The following is an 18,534-nucleotide window of genomic DNA, read 5'->3' as shown; positions in this document are numbered from 1 at the left end:
AGTATCATGAGGCCGCATAACGCTTCAGCAGATTAGGTATATCAATGATCAGTGCGATACGCCCGTCACCAGTAATAGTTGCGCCTGACAAGCCTTGCGTTCCATGCAAGATCGAACCTAACGGCTTGATAACCACTTCTTCCTGACCCACTAGCTGATCAACAACAAAGCCTACTCGGGTTGTGCCAACCGAAACAATCACCACATGCCCCTGGTCTGGTAAGGGTTCATTTTCACAACCTTTCACCATCCAGCGCTTGAGATGAAACAGCGGCAATGCCTGGTCACGAACGATAACTACCTGCTGGCCATCAACTATGTTGGTTTTAGTCAGATCCAGGTTGTAAATTTCATTCACATTCACCAGTGGCAGAGCAAAAGCCTGTGCCTCCAGTGTCACCATCAAGGTCGGCATAATCGCCAAGGTCAACGGCACTTGTATGGCTATCTGGGTGCCTTGCCCAAGAATCGAATCAATGCCCAAGGTACCGTTTAGCTGGGTAATTTTGGTTTTGACTACATCCATGCCCACACCACGACCGGACACATCGGAAATTTCGGTTTTGGTGGAGAAACCTGCATGAAATATCAGGTTAAAACATTCCTGATCTGTCAAACGCGCAGCTGACTCTGCATCCAGCATACCCCGATCAATCGCCAAACGACGCAGTTTTTCCGGATCCATACCGGCACCATCATCGCGGATAATCAGCAGAATATGATCGCCTTCTTGCTCAGCAGAAAGTAACACACTGCCTTCGCGTGGCTTGCCCAGCTTTTCCCTGACATCCGGTGCTTCAATACCATGATCCACCGAGTTTCTAACCAAGTGAATCAAGGGATCTGCAAGCGCTTCAACCAGATTTTTGTCCAGATCAGTTTCTTCACCTCGCAGCTCAAGACGGATCTCTTTTTTCAGGCTACGGGATAGATCACGGATCAGCCTTGGGAAGCGCCCAAATACTTTTTTCACCGGCTGCATGCGCGTTTTCATAACCGAGGTTTGCAGGTCAGCTGTAACCATATCCAGCGTTCCCAGCGCCTTGGCCATCTCTTCGTCCTCGCGCGCTCCACCCAGCCTTACCAGACGATTTCTAACCAACACTAACTCACCGACCATATTCATGATCTTGTCCAGCAACGCCGTATCCACCCTGACGTTACTTTCCTGAACAGGTTTCTGCTGAGCTGGCACGGCGCGAGCTGCCGACGAATCAACAGGTTTCGTTTGTGTCTCTACTGGCGTAGCCAATTCCTCAGCTACAACAGCTGGTGTTGATTTGTTTACTACGGATTTAGATGCATCAGTACTGGCACCGGCCTGTGCAGCTACAAATGCACCCTGGCCTTTTGACTGTAACTCATCCAGCAAGGCTTCAAATTCATCCTCGGTGATTTCATCGCTGTTCGTGGCAGCTGCGTGTGCAGGCTCATCATGCTTACCTGGTCCTTTGCCAGCACCATGCAGCTCATCCAGCAGGGCATCAAACTCATCTTCTGTGATCAAATCATCAGAACCCGCTGCCGTCCCAGCGGCACCATCTCCAACGAGGTCACCCAGCAGTTGATCAAACTCATCATTGGGGGTATTGGGATTAGCGGGTGCTGCAGACTTGGCCTTTGGTGCCACAGCAGCGGCTGCAGGCGTCGATTTTATTGACGCTGCGGCCTGCTCCTCCGGGACCTGCCCCTTAGTATAAGCATCCAATGTATCGAGCAGAGATTGTGGCGCCGCTTCTGGCTCTTTGCCACCACGCACCTGCTCGAACATCAAATTGACCGAATCCAAAGCCTGGAGTACCACATCCATAAGTGACGGGGAAATAGTCAGTTCGCCGTTACGCAGCTGGTCGAAAAGGTTTTCAGCTTTGTGGCAACAATCCACCATGGTATCAAGCTGTAAAAAACCGGCCCCCCCCTTGACCGTATGAAAGCCGCGAAAGATCGCATTCAGCAAGTCCCGATCATCAGGACGCTGCTCTAGTTCGACCAACTGCTCTGACAGAAGCTCAAGTATCTCTCCTGCCTCTACTAGGAAATCTTCAAGAATTTCCTGATCAACATCCAAACTCATAGAGATCTCCTAATCAAAACCCAAGGCTCGAGAGCAGTTCATCCACATCATCCTGACTACTGACTGCACCGGCTTCTTTCTTTTTAAGCTGCGGTCCCTGAGCACGTATCGCATCCTGATCCTCACTGGAATCATCTCCATGAGGCATCTCGATACCGGTTAGACGCTCAACCTTGGCAGCCATATCCATTAGTTTAACCAGCTGTGATTCAACCTGCGTCATCAAGGTGATAACGCGTCGAATCAACTGACCGGTTATATCCTGAACGCTCTGGGAAACCAGAATGTCAGTCAGGGTAGCGCGCAGTTCTGCAATTGTTTTTTCGGACTCATTTTTGACATCACAGGTACGATCATAGACCCCATCCAGGGCTTTGAAATCACCCTCTAACTGGCCTACCAACATCAGCAAATCACGAAAGCGCTCAGACTGCCCATCCAGGCGATCCACCAGACTCAGCGAACGATCTACTCGATCCATGGTTTCATGTGAGCTTTTATCTGTCAGCTCTATAACATAAGCGAGACGATCAGATGCATCTGTCATGGCTGGCAGATTACTCACATCTGTTGATGGAATTTTGTCATCAATATCGGAAGAGAAGGCTTTAATAGCCTCATGAAGCCCACGTGTCAGATGGCCAACTTCATTATAAAAAACCTGATGCCGAGCTTCCTGGAGATCATTTATCAGCTCCATAGCATGGCTGAGATCACCCTGCTCAATCGTCTCAACCAACTCTCGGGCCATCTGCCCAAGCAGGTCCTCGAGACCATCGTATTCCAGTGTGGCTATCTTTTTTTTCATTATTCCATCTCTTGCCAGCGACTTCAGGTGATACGTTCAAATATTTTTTCGATTTTTTCTTTGAGAACGACAGCCGTAAAGGGCTTGATCACATAACCATTCACACCTGCTTGAGCAGCGGCGATGATCTGCTCACGTTTAGCCTCGGCCGTAACCATAAGCACAGGTATATGTGAGAGTTCTGGATCAGCACGAACCTCTTTCAGCAGATCGATACCAGTCATGCCTGGCATATTCCAGTCAGTGATCAGAAACTCGATACGGCCTTGCTTAAGAATCGGCAAAGCTGTTTTGCCATCATCAGCCTCTTCCACATTGGTAAAGCCTAGATCTCGCAGCAAGTTTTTGATTATTCGCCTCATAGTGGAAAAATCATCCACAACAAGAATCCTGATGTCTTTTTTCACAAGACACTGCCCCCCCGGCTTTCTACAGTAAAAGATAAGCGTGCTAAACCTATACTAGACAGGCCCGACACGGATAACAAACAAAAATCACTGCCAATCACGTAACCGCCCCCTTAACCGCAGTGCGGCTTGGGTATGTATCTGACTGACCCTTGACTCACTGACACCCAGAACACTACCAATCTCTTTCAAATTAAGTTCTTCATCATAGTAGAGCGCCATGACCAGTTTTTCACGTTCAGGCAATGTACCGATAGCGTCGGCAAGTGCCTGACGAAATGACGCACTCTGAAATGACTCATCCGGTCCAGGATCATCACCTTCAAACTGCATCCCCACTGAATCGTCTTCATCATGACTCAGCTCATCAATACTAAAAAGTCGACTATCCAGTGAATCCTGCAATAAAGCATGATAAGCAGCAACGGTTATATCCAGCTCTGCTGCCACATCAGCATCCGATGCGTCCCGCCCGGTTCGTAACTCTACAACCCGAATAGCCTCACTGACACGGCGTCCGTTGCGATGAACCGATCGCGGCGTCCAGTCACCACGACGAACCTCATCAATAATAGATCCTCGAATGCGGATACCGGCATAGGTTTCAAAACTCGCCCCTTTACCCGGATCAAATTTTCTTGAGGCTTCCAGCAAACCGATCATACCAGCCTGCACCAAATCATCCAGCACAACACTGGATGGCAACCTGGCCAGAAGATGCTGGGCAATGCGCTTCACCAACGGGCTATATTGTTCCAGCAGCTCATTACTGGTTTTAAATTGAAGCTGGTTATACATACAGCTCAGGTTTCCGGTATTCAGTTAATGTCGCTTGACCAACTGCTCAACAAAAAATTCCAAGTGGCCACGCGGCGTTTTTAAAACCGGCCAGTTTTCTACTTTATTGGCTAACTGCCGATAAGCTGCAGATGCTTTACTTCCTGAAAATGCTTTTAAAACAGGTGTTTGCTTCTGCACTGCTTTACGAACTGCATCATCATAAGGTATTGATCCAACGTATTGAAGCGTTACATCCAAAAACCTGTCAGTTACTGTGAGTATTTTATTAAACATATTACGCCCCTCGGTTTCAGAATGGACCATATTGGCCAGTATCCGAAAGTGCGTCATCTTATGATCACGGTTCAACATCTTAATTAAAGCATACGCATCGGTAATTGACGTAGGCTCATCACAAACAACCACCAACACTTCCTGAGCCGCCTTAACAAAACTAACCACCGACTCTGATATACCAGCAGCTGTATCTATAATCAGAATATCCATCAGCTCAGCGATATCATTAAATGCATGTATTAGCTCAGCATGCTGATGCTCTGACAAAGCCGTCATAGCTTGAGTACCTGAAGATGCTGGTACGATAGACATGTTCTTATCCACCTTAACTAATACATCAGCGAGTGAGCAACGCCCCTCAAGTACATCGGTAATATTCTTTTTAACTCGCAGCCCCAACAGCACATCCACATTAGCGAGCCCCAGGTCGGCATCCATCAACACAACACGCTGCCCCATTTCGCTCAACGCAGCAGACAGATTCACAGAAACGTTAGTTTTACCGACCCCGCCTTTACCGCCAGTCACGGCAATCACTTTTACTGGATGTGGTGCTTGCTTCATGAGTGCCTAGCCCGCCCTGAACATTTGACTGTCACTTTCACTGCCGGTCTCGGAACCCGTATATTGTGCTGCAAGCACCGCTCGACTGACCAGATCCTGACGCTGTGCCACAATCAAATCATCCGGTATTTTCTGCCCATCAGTCACATAGGCCACCGGCAACTGCCGCTCCACGGCCAGCGTCAAAGCATCTCCGATACTTCCCGATTCATCCAGCTTGGTCAGCACACAAGCATTGAGCTCAAGCTCCTGATAATTGGCCCAGGCTCTCTCTAATAATTGGCGCTGGCTAGAGCAGGACAGAACCAGTAGTTTTTTCAGCCGAACCGACACGGATGCCAGCATCTGCTTTTGCTGCACGCCTTCCGCATCCCCTGCATTCATACCCGCCGTATCGATTAGCACCAAACGCTTACCTCGCAAAGATAACAGCACTTCATCGAGATTATGGTTCTCATCCACCACACGTACAGGCACGTCCAAAATACGCCCAAATGTTTTCAACTGCTCGTGAGCGGCAATTCGATAACAATCGGTCGTTACCAGTGCTAAACCTGAACTACCATGCTGTAGCACATAGCGCGCCGCCAGCTTACCGATTGTAGTAGTTTTGCCTACCCCGGTTGCGCCTACAAAGGCAATCATTCCACCACGAGCAATATACTCCTCTCCAATTACCGGCACAGAATCGGCTAACCGTGACAGAGTGTTTTTCCACGCCATCTCGGCGCTCAGATCTGGCTCAATACTGGCCGTCAACTGACGGATCAATCCCTCACCAAGGCCTAAGGAGTGTAATCGAGCTTGTAAAGGAGTGTCCTTGGCACGCTCAGGTACAGCCGATGGAGCTGCTAGCGAATGCTGCCCTTGACTTAATTGCTGTTCCATCATGCTTCGGAGCTGCTGTATCTCCTGCTGCATACTTTTAACCAGCTGATTCGGCTCTTCATCAGCATGAGATGGCGCTGACGATGTAGTGGCAGAGCCCCAAAGGTTGTCTGGTTCAGGATTACGTTCATGCGAAACCTCTTTACGCGCCTGCTCTTCCTGCCGCGTCTTTAATGACTGCAAAATAAAACGTAAGTCTTCATCTTCTTCAGCATCTATCTGCCGGTTAATGGTCTGATTGACCTGAGGTTCAGGCTGCTCTGCGCGACGACGAGCCTCAGATATACGTACTTGAGCACGACGAAGCTCTGACGCCAAGGCATCATCAGTGGGATCGGTAGGAGCAGCAACCATTGGGCGGCTTTTGGGCTGATTACGCTGCTGATTACGTCGAAGCTCTGCCTGCGCCAACTCATAATCTTCCTCTCGAGCAGCGACTACCTCAACACCACCGGCAACACGATGATTGGAGATAATCACCGCATCCGCTCCGATCTCATCCCTGACCCGCCGCATTGCCTGACGCATATCCGGCGCAAAAATGCGCTTAACTTTCATAACAGTTCCTTATTAGCCAGCAGCTAAAAGCCTGTATACCCTTAGGCATTACCACCTCCGACTGTTGCCACGATCGTCACACGCTTGTTCTCTGGTATTTCCTGATATGACAACACATGTACCTGATGCTCACCATAACGCACAAACCGCGCCATCAATGGGCGGATCGGCGCTGCCACCAGCAGCACTGAAGGCTTACCCATCATTTCCTGTTGCTGCGCCGCTTGCCCCAGCGACGTTTGCAAGCGTTCAGCCATACCGGGTTCTAACACCAGTGTTTCATCATTTGGTCCGCCCTGCTGCATCGAACCCAATAACATTTGTTCCAGCGATGGATCCAGGGTAATAACTGGCAATTCAGGATCAGAACCATTGATACTCTGCACGATCAGCCTGGACAAGGCAATCCGAACAGCCGCCGTTAGCGAAAGTGGATCCTGTGTCCGGTCCACCGCCTCAGCCAGTGCCTCGGCCACAGAACGAAAATCTTTTAGAGACACCTGTTCCATCAGCAGATTCTGCAACACTTTAAGCAATACACTGATCGATAGCTTTTTCGGTACCAGCTCCTCAACCAGCTTAGGCGAAGACTTGGTCAGCATATCCAGCAATTGCTGCACCTCTTCATGGCCTAACAAAGCATGCGCATTACTCTGCAAAATTTGATTCAGGTGTGTAGCGACCACTGTACTGGCGTCCACCACAGTATAACCCAGAGTCTGAGCATGCTCCTTTTGACCTTTTTCTATCCATACTGCATCCAGACCAAATGCAGGGTCTTTTACCGAAACACCCTTCAAACTTCCAAACACCTGCCCTGGATTGATGGCTAATTCACGATCAGGATATACATCACCTTCACCACTGATAACCCCCATCAGCGTAATCCTATAGGCTCCCGGCATTAAATCCAGATTGTCACGAATATGCACTGAGGGCACCAGAAAGCCCAGATCCTGGGACAGTTTTTTTCGCACTCCTTTTATCCGACTCAACAACTGCCCGCCCTGCATTTTATCGACCATAGGGATCAGGCGATAACCTACCTCTAAACCAACCATATCAACCGGCATTACGTCATCCCAGTCCAGATCACGACGTTCTTCAGCCTGCTCTGGCTCAGCCTCTTCACTGTCATCTACGGGTAATTGAGAGGCCAATTGCTGCTGACGCCGCACAATGAAAAAGCCAGCAGTTCCAGCTGCTGCCGCAAGCGATATGAATGCAAAATGCGGCATGCCAGGAACAATACCCATCAAAAAGATCACGCCGGCAGCAACAAAAAGTGCTCTGGGCGAGCCAAACATCTGACTGAAGACCTGACTACCCATCGCTTCAGAGGAATTTGCCCGAGTAACCATAACAGCAGCAGCAGTAGACAGCAGCAAGGAAGGCAACTGCGCGACAAGACCATCACCAATTGTCAGCAGTGAATAGTTACGCATGGCGGTTTCGAAATCCAGGCTGTGCTGTATCATACCGATGCCCAGACCACCCAACAGGTTGATGATCAGAATCAAAATACCCGCAACAGCATCACCGCGCACAAATTTTGATGCGCCGTCCATAGCGCCGTAGAAATCAGCTTCTTGCGTGACCTCTTGCCGACGTACACGTGCATCTTCCTGCGAAATCAAACCGGCGTTTACATCAGCATCTATAGCCATCTGCTTACCCGGCATCGCATCCAGAGTAAAACGCGCACTGACTTCAGAGATACGCCCAGCACCCTTGGTCACAACGACAAAATTGATAATAACCAGAATCATAAATACGACGAAACCAACAACGTAGTTACCGCCAACAACCACTTCACCAAAGGCCTGTATCACCTGCCCTGCTGCCGCACCACCTTCATGGCCGTTTAGCAATACAACACGGGTTGAAGCCACATTTAACGCCAACCGAAGCAGCGTAGCAGCCAGCAAAATGGTAGGGAAAACAGCAAAGTCCAGTGGCCTTAGGGCATATATACATACCAGCAGAACCACGATGGAAAGTGCGATATTGAAGGTAAAGAACACATCCAACAGAAAAGTCGGCATCGGCAAAGTAACCATCGCCAGTACCACAAGCAACAGCAACGGAATACCCAGGTTTCCCCGACTGATGCTTCTAGCACTCTGCAGAATGGCTGCTCTATCCACGTCACCTACCGTCAAATAAATGTCAAATAACCGCTTGCCAATCAAACATATCAGCAAACATGTGTGTATTGTACAGAACGCGTCAACTTAATGACACAATTATACACCTCTGTATTTACTGCAAAAAATACGCCAGTTATTCATCACGACGAAGGGCTTCTGGTATTTCCAGTTGATGGTCTTTTGGAGGCGAGCCGATAGCGTTTGCTTGTCCAGCATCTCGAAGCTGAAAAACGTAGGCCAACACCTGAGCAACCGCTGTATAAAGACCTGATGGAACTTCCTCATCAATTTCAGCTGCATAGTACAATGCTCTCGCCAAAGAAGGCGCCTCAAGCACAGTGACATCATACTCCTGTGCCACTTCCCGGATTTTCAGTGCGGCAAAGTCAACCCCTTTGGCAACAACAATCGGGGCATCACTCTGGCTCTGATCATACCGTATCGCAACGGCATAATGGGTAGGGTTGGTAATAACGACATCGGCGGTTGGCACTTCTTTCATCATTTTACGCTGCGACATTTCATACTGTAGCTGCCGAATCTTACTTTTAACCTCAGGTTTCCCTTCAGTACTCTTCATCTCATCCTTGACTTCCTGCATGGTCATTTTCAGCTTTTTGTTATAATCATAAAGTTGAAAAGGAACATCCATTAATACAATGGAGATCATCGCAGCACTGATTACCAGAAATGCCCATGCCAATATTTTGACGGCATGTTCCATAGCCGGGTTAACAGCCTCTGCCGTAAGACCTATCAATTCGGGACGCAATAAATACACTGCGAGAATAGCGATAGCGCCCACGATCACCACTTTGGCCACAGCCTTAAACAATTCAACCAGTGATTTTAGCGAAAACATGCGCTTGATGCCGGCAATTGGATCCAGACGACTACCCTTTGGCTGCAAAGCTTCACTACTAAAATTCCACCCCCCCAATGCCGCGGCCGAAAAAAGGGTTGCCAATAGCACTAACAGGAAAAAGCCCCATAAGCTGAAAAAAGCGCTGGACAAGGAAGTATACAGATGCTGAATCATATAAGCCGGATCAGAAACAGCCTCCCCACGCACAGAAAAATTAAATTTGAACACTTCCAGCATGGCGGCGGCAACACTCGGCCCAAATAGCAATGCGGATGCAGCCGAGGCCATTAATAAAGCCAGGGTACTCAATTCTTTTGAACGTGCTATATCACCCTTTTTACGCGCATCTTGAACACGTTTTTGCGTGGGCTCCTGTGACTTTTCCTGACCTGTTTCTTCAGCCATGATTTACCCGCTTATCGGAGGTAACATACTTTGTAAAAAATCAAGTACATAGTGAGTTGTCCGTATATAGTGATCGTAAAAAGTCGGCAAGTAAATCCAATGCATAATCAAGCCCATCAGCATGGTAAACGGAAAGCCAATGGCAAAAACATTCAACTGTGGAGCCGCCTTAGTCATCACCCCAAATGCCAGGTTAATGATCAATAGAGCTGTAATTGCAGGTAGCGCCATCAACAGCGCAGCTGCAAACAACCAACTGACTGACAACACTACTCGCATGAGTACCCCTTCATCAAATCCTCCCATACCAACAGGCAGAGCAAAGAAGCTTCGCGCCATAACTTCCATCATTACCAGATGGCCGTTCATAGCCAGAAACAATAAAATGGCCATCATCGAGTACATTTGTGCTACAACCACAACTTGCACACCCGTACTTGGATCAGTCATCGACGCAAAACCTAACCCTGATTGCATAGCAATCAACTGAGCACCTGCGATGAAACTCTGAAACAAAAATTGCAATGCAAAGCCCATCAGCGCACCAATAAGAATTTGATGCAAGATCACCAGCCAGGTATTCAATGACAAAGGATCATAAAGCGGCATCTCCGGCAACACCGGGACGAGAAGAAAAGTAACCGCCAGCGCCAGTCCCAGGCGCACGCGAACGGGCACCATCTGAGTGCCTATTATAGGCACTGCCATAAAAAAAGAACCAACACGAAAAAGAGGCAATAGTAAGGCGGCTACCCAATATTCCAATTCAGCCAGAGAAATAAACACAGCATTAACCTATCAGAATCGGTATATTCATAAATAGGTAGTTAAACTCGTCTAGAATCTGAGTAACCATCCATGGTCCAAAATACATTAATGCCAGCAAACTGACGATAAGACGCGGAAGAAAGCTGAGGGTCTGTTCATTGATCTGTGTTGCGGCCTGAAACACTGAAATAATCAGACCTACAATTAATGCGGGCCCAACTATGACAGTCACAAATTTGATAATCAACCAGAAGGCACTACCATAAAGAGCTAACGTGTTTTCAATCAACATATCGCGCTCTCCATTAGACTCCGAAGCTTGCAGCTAGTGTACCGACTACCATAGCCCAACCATCGGCCAGAACAAACAGCATGATTTTAAAAGGCAGAGACACTATCACCGGCGACAGCATCATCATACCCATCGCCATCAACACACTCGCCACCACCAGATCAATCACCAGAAAAGGAATAAATAACATAAAGCCTATCTGAAAAGCTGTTTTCAACTCACTGATCACAAATGCAGGCACAAGTATACGCATTGGCACATCTTCAGGACTTTCAACACGCGGTGTATCTGAAATACGCATAAACATATCCAGGTCACTCTCTCGCGTATTACCTAGCATAAACTTATGAAACGGCCGAGAAGCCGCTTCCAATGCTTCCATACTCGTCAGCTCTTCTGCCATATAGGGCTGAACTGCCACTTCATTTATACGGTCAAAAACTGGAGCCATAATAAAAAAAGTCAGGAACAGGGCCAGCCCTACCATGACCTGATTGGAGGGTGTTTGCTGCAAACCCAGCGCTTGCCTTAAAATAGCAAATACAATAATGATGCGGGTAAATGAGGTCATCATCATCAACATGGCTGGCAGGAATGTCAGCAATGTCATCAGAGCCAATATCTGAATGGTTACCGAATACTCAGCATCACCATTTTCATCAACACTGAGTGTAAAGGCAGAGATACCTGTTTCTGCATAAACCAGAGAGGGCAAAAAGAAAAGCAGCAGAGGCAGCAGCCAGAGGTAGCGTGCCATTATTCACTCCGCTTCTGTAAGTATTGGCTGAGCTTTTTGGAAAATGCCGAGTTCTGACCACTTTCCAGTTCAATTACCGGCTGATCAAAGCTTTTTAGCAAGCTGACCTGACCCTGAGCCACGCCTAGCAATAGCTGCTCATCGCCCACCTGCACTAACACCGCACGCTCACGATTACCCAAAGACAAAGCAGCAACAACACGTAGCTTTCTATGCTGACCCGGTAGTAACGTCACCTTTCGCAACAACCAGGCAATTAAAAAAATAGTTCCTAAAACCAGAGCAAGCCCCAGTACTAGCTGCAACACAGAGGTAATACTCATCGGATCACCGCCCGAATAAGCAAAAGTGGGTGCAGACTGGAGCCCGCTCTCAGCGAAAGCCGCCGGGCTAACAAACAACAAACACAGTACTAAACGATTCATCGTTATTTAAGACGCCAGATGCGTTCCTGTGGACTGATAACATCAGTAAGCCTAATGCCATAATGGTCATTTACAACAACCACTTCACCATGAGCAATCAAGGTCCCATTAACCTTCACATCCAGAGGCTCCCCTGCTACACGACTGAGTTCAAGAACTGAGCCCTGATTCAACTGCAACAGGTTTCTGATAGCAATTTCAGTTCCACCAACTTCAACCGTTAATTTAACCGGTATATCGAGTATGACGTCCAGCTTGGCATCATTAACCGGGGAGGACTCATCTTTCAGCTCAGACAACTCAACAGCTTTTACAGCAGCCTGATCCGCTGTATCGCCAGAATCAGCATCACCACCTACCTGCTCTTCCATAGCAGCTGCCCACTCATCCGCAAGGGCCTGTTGATCTACATTTTTATCGTCTTCACTCACGCACTCTATCTCCGGATTTGTACATCAGTCATTATCATGCTGGATTGTTTCAACTATTTTCACTGCAAGATTACCACGTGATGCACCGAGTTGGCAGGTATACATAGGCAAGCCATTGGCACTCAAGGTGAGATGATCGGATATATCCAATGGAATCACATCACCCTGCTCAAGCGCAACAACATCCCTCAGCGTCATTTCACGCTCAGCCACCAATAAATCCAGATTGAGTCGCGCACAAACAATATCTTTACGCAGGGAGTTCAGCCAACGCTCATCTGTTTCATGCTCGCTACTTTGATAAGATGACATCAGTTGATCGCGAATCGGCTCTACCATTGAATAAGGTAGAGTGACATGAAAGTCACCATTCCCACCTTCGAGATCCACCTGAAAGGTATTCACTATGACCACTTCGCTTGGACCCACCACATTGGCCATAGCCGGGTTGAGCTCATGTGATACCTGCTCAAAAGCCACCTCAGCTACCGGCAACCAAGCCTCACGAAGATCATGCAATAGTTGCATCACAGTTTTATGCACCAGGCGCGTTTCCGTTGGGGTAAAATCACGACCCTCAATTTTTGCATGCCGCCCGTCACCACCAAAATACTGGTCAACCAGTTTAAAAACCAGCTTAGCGTCAATAATAAATAACCCTGTACCACGCCAGGGGTGAACCTTCATTAACGACATACTGGTGGGCACATAAAGCGTATGTATATAGTCGCCATACTTCATCACCTGCACACCACCCACAGTCACATCGGCTGAGCGTCTGAGCAAATTGAAGAGTGTCACCCTGGCCAATCGAGCAAAACGCTCATTGACCATCTCCAACGTAGGCATCCGCCCACGCACAATGCGTTCTTGACTGGCTAGATCATAGGGGCGAACACCACTACCATCATCATCTTCGTCCTCGTCGGCGGTTTCCACATCGCCGTCATCAACGCCATGCAACAAGGCATCAATTTCATCCTGCGAAAGTAGATCTTTGACCGACATAATTACAGCTCCATCACTGCATTACAAAATTGGTAAATAGTACAATTTCCACACCTGCGACACCGCCGCGATCTTCAACCAGACGATTCACCAATGCAGTCGCATCATTTTGCAAGACGCGCACACCCTCTACGCTACGTAGCGCTTTGGGGTCTGATGTAGTAAATAAAGTATTTAGCCGGGCAACAACCAGCGGCATATGCTGACTCAGCAGTTGCTCCACAGCAGGATCACGGGTTTTAGCTTCTGCATAAATTTGCATAAAATGACGATTACCATCCGGGTTTTCCAGCGAAGCCACAAACATCGGGCGCCCCTCCAACGTACGCAACTTGATATAAATTGCTTCGGTTGGCACGTTCTCAGCGGCCACCTCAGTTTCATCTTCGCCCCCGGAGAGCAGAAAAAAAGCGGCGCCACCCACTAGCAAAACCAGCAGCAAGCTGGCCGCAAGGATAATAATCAGCTTTTTCTTACCACTCTTCGGCACTGGCGCAGCATCAGCCTGAGCGTCTTTATCAGCCATTAAGTCCCCCTGTTATCCAGACATACATCACTGAGGCTAATATACCACAGTGTGTTTATCTCAGGGGAACAGCTTCAGGCATAATAATCAATAAGTCCTATTTTACGCCCCCCAACACGTGAGGCTGGCGCATCACCAAAATCATCACCAAAATCGTCACCGCCACTCCCGGCAAACCCCTTGGCGACAGCATCACGCGGATCTTTGTCTGCCCGATCCTGAGTCGATTGATCCCCGACAGAAGCATCAGCCAGATTAAGCCCCTGCTCAGCAAACATCTCGCGTAAACGCGGCATACTTTGCTCAAGCACTTCACGTACAGCCGCATTTGGCGCATTAAAGGATAGCGATACCTGATCCGAACCATGTATCTGTACACGAATACGCAAAGAACCCAGCTCCGGCGGATCCAATCTGACCTCAGCCATACGTGGCCCTTGTTGCGCCATCATTACAGCACGCTCTCCGAGCGCTTTGCTCCAGGCAGGATTCAGCATTTTCTGCATTAGCGCATCCTGAGCATTCTGGGCCTGCTGAATAGGCACCTGAGGAGACGCACTGCTTGGCATGGCCATACGCTGCGCTTCAGCTGACTGCAAATTACTGCTTTCAGTACGCGCAGCAACTGTCGTGCTACGCTCTTCAGACATAGCAACTTTTAACCTATCACTCAGCACTTGCTCAATTGAAGCAGAACGACCTTCCGGCGTACTAGAGTCCAAAACAGCTACAGCTGGATCAACCCGAGGTACTTCTGACACAGGGCGCATGGGCATAGCCGATTCACGCGACGTTCCTGTCACAGGTTCAAAGCGTCTTTCTCGCTCTTTTTCTGCTTCACGCGACTGCGCGGGCCGCTCCAATGGAACCACCAAGCGATCTGCTTTATCATCAGACCCTGTCATTTGACTCTCACCAGCCAACGTTTGTGCAGTCTTAGCAATCGGATTATCTGACTGACGTATGACACCGTCCAGATCAGAAGACGGAGGATTTGCTTCAGAAGTAACCGCAGGAGTGACATCACTACCACGCCCTGCGCCACCCTCACCTTGGGGTATACCACGAGACTCAGTAGTCTTTTCTAATGACATACCGGTTCGTTGAAGATCGTCAGCGGCGGCTTCCGCCGCTTGCAACTTAGCAGTTTCTGCATCAACTTCTGCGCTTAACGCAACACGCGCCTGACGAGCCGACTCAAGCTCGGTCCACAGCTGGCGAACCACTCGCTCTGCTTCTGCCATTTCTTCTGTTGATAATCCATCTGACAAAGAGTGGGGCGTAGATGTAGAATTCTGAGCGGCTGGCAGCTCTAGCTTTTGTTCCAGATAGCTGACCAGCTTCTCCTTTGCACCGTCACTCAAAGGCAAAGAGCTATCTGATAAGGTGGTGCTGCCTGCCTCAGTATTTGCAGATGGAGTTGCAAGCAAGGCCTTTAAATACGCCAGCAGTTCAGCATCACTGACCTCTGACTCCGATAGTTCAATCGAGTCAGCCTGAACTATTTGCCCATCCGGCGCAGTCTGTTGCAAACCCAGCCGTAGCAAATCAACCGCTGACTCAAGCAAATCAGTCTCGCCCTCATCAACTTGCTGCAACAACTGGTCTAGTTTTTGTAATAACTGCTCAGCCGTCTCGGGCGGCAACTCCATGCCGTTAGAGAAGCCCCCCGTGACAGGGTTTTGCCGCAGGGAGCCAGCATCGGATGTTGCCATCTGACCTTGAGCAGTTATTCCCATCCACAGAGTATAAAAGCTGCCCGAATCACCGGACACCGCCGCTGTTAGGCTCGCTCCTGCCTGAGGTACGACCCCGCTGGCACCAGGAGACAGCGATAGTAAACCACCAGATATTTGAGAGGTAGAAGTTGAGGATGACATGTTCAGCTCCAGAAAGTCGTTATCCAACTGAACATATGCAAAAAATGCGCCACATTACTTTATATACCCAAAGTACGGCTACGCTGGGAACGTTCGTCTATGTCTTGCTGCTCACGTTTATCACGTACATATTGCTCGTCAGTGCGGGCTTTATCGGTTAATTTCTCTATACCTTTAAAACGCGCATAAACGCTCTGCCAGTAGTCTTTAACCTGCGCCAATTGCTGCCGCGAAACTCTGATGGTGTCGTGCTGCTGGCGCAGTGCATGTTCCAGACGGCCAATAAACGCCTGATGTTGTTGCAAGGCATTGGTCGTCATACCCTGCTGACCCGCTTGGGTAAATTGCTGCTGATATTCCAACATATAGTTCTGTAGTTGAATCAGCTGCGCTTCCGCCTGCTGAACCCGCTGCTGAGCATCTGCCAGATAACGGTCAGCCGCTTCTCGTTGGCGCCGCGAAAGATCCAGCACCACACCCAAGCGTTCAGAGCGGGCTTTACTCATCGCCTATCACCCTGAGAAACGCCACCACGCATCCCCTGGGATGTGTTTGTTGATGCAGCTGGTATACTCATCGACATAATTAACTCCTGCTTGGAGCGTTCAAGATCAAACGACTCAGTCATACCTTGTTGCAAGTAGGCCTGTAGTACCGGCAACATCTCTATCGCACGATCCGTTTGCGGATCACTGCCTCGCACATACGCTCCCACGGCGATCAGATCAGCATTTTGCTGATAGCGCGAAAACAGTCGTTTGAACTCAAGCGCTTTGGCAAGATGATCAGCCGGCACCACCTGAGGCATAACACGACTAATAGATGCCTCAATATCTATAGCTGGATAATGTCCTTGTTCAGCCAAACGCCGGGACAATACAATATGTCCATCCAAAATTGCCCGCGCGGCATCAGCAATGGGATCTTGCTGATCATCACCCTCAGTCAGCACGGTATAGAAGGCGGTAATAGAGCCCTCGCCAGCCTGCGAATTTCCGGCACGTTCGACAAGTCGCGGTAAGCGCGCAAAAACCGAAGGAGGGTAGCCTTTAGTTGCTGGAGGCTCCCCAACGGCCAACGCAATCTCTCTCTGAGCCTGCGCGTAGCGTGTCAGCGAATCCATCAGTAGCAGCACTCGCTTGCCTTGAGCACGAAAGTATTCGGCAATTCGCGTGGTAAGTTCAGCCGCCCTCAGGCGCATCAAGGGCGAATCGTCTGCTGGTGAAGCCACGACTACAGATCGGGCCATACCTTCAGCCCCCAGGCTGTGATCGATAAACTCACGCACCTCACGTCCACGTTCGCCAATTAAGCCTACCACAGTAATATCGGCCGCAGTGTAACGCGTCATCATGCCCAGCAAGACCGATTTACCCACGCCACTTCCCGCAAATAAACCTAGGCGCTGACCACAACCCACTGTCAACAAGCCATTAATGGAACGAATACCCACATCCAAAGAGGTATCTATTGGATGACGTGACAAGGGATTAATAACTTCTCCCTGCATAGGTACATAACGCTCAGCATCCAGCTCACCCTTACCGTCAATAGGCTGACCTATGCCATTAATGACCCGCCCTAGCAAGCCAAACCCCACCGGCACCAGACTACCGCTGCGTTGTGGAATCACTCTGGCGCCGGGCTGCAAGCCATCAACACTATGCAAAGGCATCAGATAGATTCGATCACCGGAAAAACCGACTACTTCAGCTTCAGAATACTGGCCTTTTAGCACTTCAATTTTGCAGTAATCACCCAGCGCAACTTTCAAGCCGACGGCCTCCAGCGTCAAGCCAATCAGACGCGTAATCCGCCCACTCACCTCGGGGTAAGCCGGCGCAAATAAGCCAGGGTCCTGCAGATGCGGTTGATTATGAAAGAGTGCCATAGACAGCCTCCGTTATTGCGGAGCAGATGAGGTGTATTTTCCCAGCGCAGCAGACAACTGCTCAGCCACCTGTTGAAAACGGGTCTCTACGGTATGGTCCACACGACTGTTTTCAGTCATCAAACGGCAACCACCCGCGGTAATAGTTTCATCTGATATGAGTGTAAAACCTTCACGCTGAGCCAGCCGCTCCAGCGCATCCAGATCAACGGGGTTGACCTGGACCTGACAATTTAGTGTTGTCGAGGGCAGCTCTTCTAAAGCCGACATTACTGCCTTCACAATGTGTGCTTCGCTGGACTGAAGTTCAGCATTCACCACGGCTTCAGCAAAACGTAGAATCAGATCAGCTAACAAGCCCTCCAGTGCTTTTTCCTGTTCAGCAATAGGCTGCCTGAAAGAGACTTGTAGACTATCAAGCAATGCTAATTGCCGTTTTATTTCAGTTTCGCCTGAGGCTAAACCCTGCTCATAGCCCTGCCTGTACCCATCCGCCTTTCCCTGCTCGAAGCCTTCTTCACGCCCCTGGGCAAAACCTTCTTTAAAGGCATCTTCGCGAATTTGCTCTATTTCAGCCAAGGTCAGTTTTTCAGCAACCACTTCTTCATCCGTCACCGTTACCGTCTCTTCATGATAGACGGTATTAAAAGCTGAACCCTGCTGCAGATCACCCTCCATCATTGGGAGTTCCCAAGTATTCAAACGGCGGGCTTCTGCAGCCGGTATTCTGACAGGAAAAAGATTATCTGCTTTCATAAGA

General features: G+C 49.1%; 19 protein-coding genes. All 19 read right to left on the bottom strand.

Annotated features, from left to right (window positions below; all coding sequences use genetic code 11):
- Positions 1-4 precede the first annotated feature (4 nt).
- Positions 5-2,074 carry a chemotaxis protein CheA gene (locus tag F5I99_RS02630; RefSeq protein WP_151053523.1) on the bottom strand — a complete coding sequence of 690 codons (2,070 nt, stop codon included), beginning with the start codon at positions 2,072-2,074 and terminating at the stop codon, positions 5-7.
- A gap of 13 nt (positions 2,075-2,087) precedes the next feature.
- Positions 2,088-2,882 carry a protein phosphatase CheZ gene (locus F5I99_RS02625; RefSeq protein WP_151053522.1) on the bottom strand — a complete coding sequence of 265 codons (795 nt, stop codon included), beginning with the start codon at positions 2,880-2,882 and terminating at the stop codon, positions 2,088-2,090.
- A 23-nt stretch (positions 2,883-2,905) separates the two neighbouring features.
- Complete coding sequence (cheY, locus tag F5I99_RS02620; protein WP_325063018.1) at positions 2,906-3,277, bottom strand: chemotaxis response regulator CheY; 372 nt, start codon at positions 3,275-3,277, stop codon at positions 2,906-2,908.
- Between the two features lie 99 nt (positions 3,278-3,376).
- On the bottom strand, positions 3,377-4,087 hold the full coding sequence (locus F5I99_RS02615) for an RNA polymerase sigma factor FliA (RefSeq protein WP_151053520.1): 711 nt from the start codon (positions 4,085-4,087) through the stop codon (positions 3,377-3,379).
- Positions 4,088-4,111: 24 nt separating this feature from the next.
- On the bottom strand, positions 4,112-4,930 hold the full coding sequence (locus tag F5I99_RS02610) for a MinD/ParA family protein (protein ID WP_151053519.1): 819 nt from the start codon (positions 4,928-4,930) through the stop codon (positions 4,112-4,114).
- Positions 4,931-4,936: 6 nt separating this feature from the next.
- Positions 4,937-6,376, bottom strand: a complete 1,440-nt coding sequence (gene flhF / locus F5I99_RS02605) for a flagellar biosynthesis protein FlhF (protein WP_151053518.1) — start codon at positions 6,374-6,376, stop codon at positions 4,937-4,939.
- A 41-nt stretch (positions 6,377-6,417) separates the two neighbouring features.
- Entirely contained in the window at positions 6,418-8,523 is a 2,106-nt protein-coding gene (flhA, locus tag F5I99_RS02600; protein WP_151053517.1) for a flagellar biosynthesis protein FlhA, read from the bottom strand.
- Between the two features lie 136 nt (positions 8,524-8,659).
- The gene (flhB, locus tag F5I99_RS02595; protein ID WP_151053516.1) at positions 8,660-9,796 is read right to left on the bottom strand and encodes a flagellar biosynthesis protein FlhB; all 1,137 of its coding nucleotides are present in this window, start codon (positions 9,794-9,796) and stop codon (positions 8,660-8,662) included.
- Between the two features lie 3 nt (positions 9,797-9,799).
- The gene (gene fliR, locus F5I99_RS02590; protein WP_225307518.1) at positions 9,800-10,582 is read right to left on the bottom strand and encodes a flagellar biosynthetic protein FliR; all 783 of its coding nucleotides are present in this window, start codon (positions 10,580-10,582) and stop codon (positions 9,800-9,802) included.
- A 4-nt stretch (positions 10,583-10,586) separates the two neighbouring features.
- Positions 10,587-10,856 carry a flagellar biosynthesis protein FliQ gene (fliQ, locus tag F5I99_RS02585; RefSeq protein WP_151053514.1) on the bottom strand — a complete coding sequence of 90 codons (270 nt, stop codon included), beginning with the start codon at positions 10,854-10,856 and terminating at the stop codon, positions 10,587-10,589.
- 13 nt (positions 10,857-10,869) lie between these two features.
- Positions 10,870-11,613, bottom strand: a complete 744-nt coding sequence (gene fliP / locus F5I99_RS02580) for a flagellar type III secretion system pore protein FliP (RefSeq protein ID WP_151053513.1) — start codon at positions 11,611-11,613, stop codon at positions 10,870-10,872.
- Positions 11,613-11,936, bottom strand: a complete 324-nt coding sequence (gene fliO / locus F5I99_RS02575) for a flagellar biosynthetic protein FliO (protein WP_191905934.1) — start codon at positions 11,934-11,936, stop codon at positions 11,613-11,615. The genes fliP and fliO overlap by 1 nt, the downstream gene beginning before the upstream one ends.
- 104 nt (positions 11,937-12,040) lie before the next feature.
- Positions 12,041-12,409 carry a flagellar motor switch protein FliN gene (gene fliN, locus F5I99_RS02570; RefSeq protein ID WP_151058903.1) on the bottom strand — a complete coding sequence of 123 codons (369 nt, stop codon included), beginning with the start codon at positions 12,407-12,409 and terminating at the stop codon, positions 12,041-12,043.
- Positions 12,410-12,493: 84 nt separating this feature from the next.
- Complete coding sequence (gene fliM / locus F5I99_RS02565; RefSeq protein WP_151053511.1) at positions 12,494-13,477, bottom strand: flagellar motor switch protein FliM; 984 nt, start codon at positions 13,475-13,477, stop codon at positions 12,494-12,496.
- 13 nt (positions 13,478-13,490) lie between these two features.
- Entirely contained in the window at positions 13,491-14,003 is a 513-nt protein-coding gene (locus F5I99_RS02560; protein ID WP_151053510.1) for a flagellar basal body-associated FliL family protein, read from the bottom strand.
- A gap of 74 nt (positions 14,004-14,077) precedes the next feature.
- Positions 14,078-15,883, bottom strand: coding sequence for a flagellar hook-length control protein FliK (locus tag F5I99_RS02555; protein ID WP_151053509.1), 1,806 nt, complete (start codon positions 15,881-15,883; stop codon positions 14,078-14,080).
- 59 nt (positions 15,884-15,942) lie between these two features.
- Complete coding sequence (fliJ, locus tag F5I99_RS02550) at positions 15,943-16,389, bottom strand: flagellar export protein FliJ (protein ID WP_151053508.1); 447 nt, start codon at positions 16,387-16,389, stop codon at positions 15,943-15,945.
- Complete coding sequence (gene fliI / locus F5I99_RS02545) at positions 16,386-17,774, bottom strand: flagellar protein export ATPase FliI (protein WP_151053507.1); 1,389 nt, start codon at positions 17,772-17,774, stop codon at positions 16,386-16,388. Before fliI ends, fliJ begins: the two co-directional genes overlap by 4 nt.
- Positions 17,775-17,786: 12 nt before the next feature.
- On the bottom strand, positions 17,787-18,530 hold the full coding sequence (locus F5I99_RS02540; RefSeq protein WP_151053506.1) for a flagellar assembly protein FliH: 744 nt from the start codon (positions 18,528-18,530) through the stop codon (positions 17,787-17,789).
- Between the last annotated feature and the right edge of the window lie 4 nt (positions 18,531-18,534).

The organism is Nitrincola iocasae (genome assembly GCF_008727795.1).
GTDB lineage: Bacteria > Pseudomonadota > Gammaproteobacteria > Pseudomonadales > Balneatricaceae > Nitrincola > Nitrincola iocasae.
This window is presented reverse-complemented; position numbering and strand designations above follow the sequence as displayed.

Coding starts and splice junctions, on each gene's coding strand:
- F5I99_RS02630 (WP_151053523.1), bottom strand. CDS start 2,074: ATGAGTTTGGATGTTGATCAGGAAATTCTTGAAGATTTCCTAGTAGAG.
- F5I99_RS02625 (WP_151053522.1), bottom strand. CDS start 2,882: ATGAAAAAAAAGATAGCCACACTGGAATACGATGGTCTCGAGGACCTG.
- F5I99_RS02615 (WP_151053520.1), bottom strand. CDS start 4,087: ATGTATAACCAGCTTCAATTTAAAACCAGTAATGAGCTGCTGGAACAA.
- F5I99_RS02610 (WP_151053519.1), bottom strand. CDS start 4,930: ATGAAGCAAGCACCACATCCAGTAAAAGTGATTGCCGTGACTGGCGGT.
- flhF (WP_151053518.1), bottom strand. CDS start 6,376: ATGAAAGTTAAGCGCATTTTTGCGCCGGATATGCGTCAGGCAATGCGG.
- flhB (WP_151053516.1), bottom strand. CDS start 9,796: ATGGCTGAAGAAACAGGTCAGGAAAAGTCACAGGAGCCCACGCAAAAA.
- fliQ (WP_151053514.1), bottom strand. CDS start 10,856: ATGTTGATTGAAAACACGTTAGCTCTTTATGGTAGTGCCTTCTGGTTG.
- fliP (WP_151053513.1), bottom strand. CDS start 11,613: ATGGCACGCTACCTCTGGCTGCTGCCTCTGCTGCTTTTCTTTTTGCCC.
- fliO (WP_191905934.1), bottom strand. CDS start 11,936: ATGAGTATTACCTCTGTGTTGCAGCTAGTACTGGGGCTTGCTCTGGTT.
- fliN (WP_151058903.1), bottom strand. CDS start 12,409: ATGGAAGAGCAGGTAGGTGGTGATGCTGATTCTGGCGATACAGCGGAT.
- fliM (WP_151053511.1), bottom strand. CDS start 13,477: ATGTCGGTCAAAGATCTACTTTCGCAGGATGAAATTGATGCCTTGTTG.
- F5I99_RS02560 (WP_151053510.1), bottom strand. CDS start 14,003: ATGGCTGATAAAGACGCTCAGGCTGATGCTGCGCCAGTGCCGAAGAGT.
- F5I99_RS02555 (WP_151053509.1), bottom strand. CDS start 15,883: ATGTCATCCTCAACTTCTACCTCTCAAATATCTGGTGGTTTACTATCG.
- fliJ (WP_151053508.1), bottom strand. CDS start 16,389: ATGAGTAAAGCCCGCTCTGAACGCTTGGGTGTGGTGCTGGATCTTTCG.
- fliI (WP_151053507.1), bottom strand. CDS start 17,774: ATGGCACTCTTTCATAATCAACCGCATCTGCAGGACCCTGGCTTATTT.
- F5I99_RS02540 (WP_151053506.1), bottom strand. CDS start 18,530: ATGAAAGCAGATAATCTTTTTCCTGTCAGAATACCGGCTGCAGAAGCC.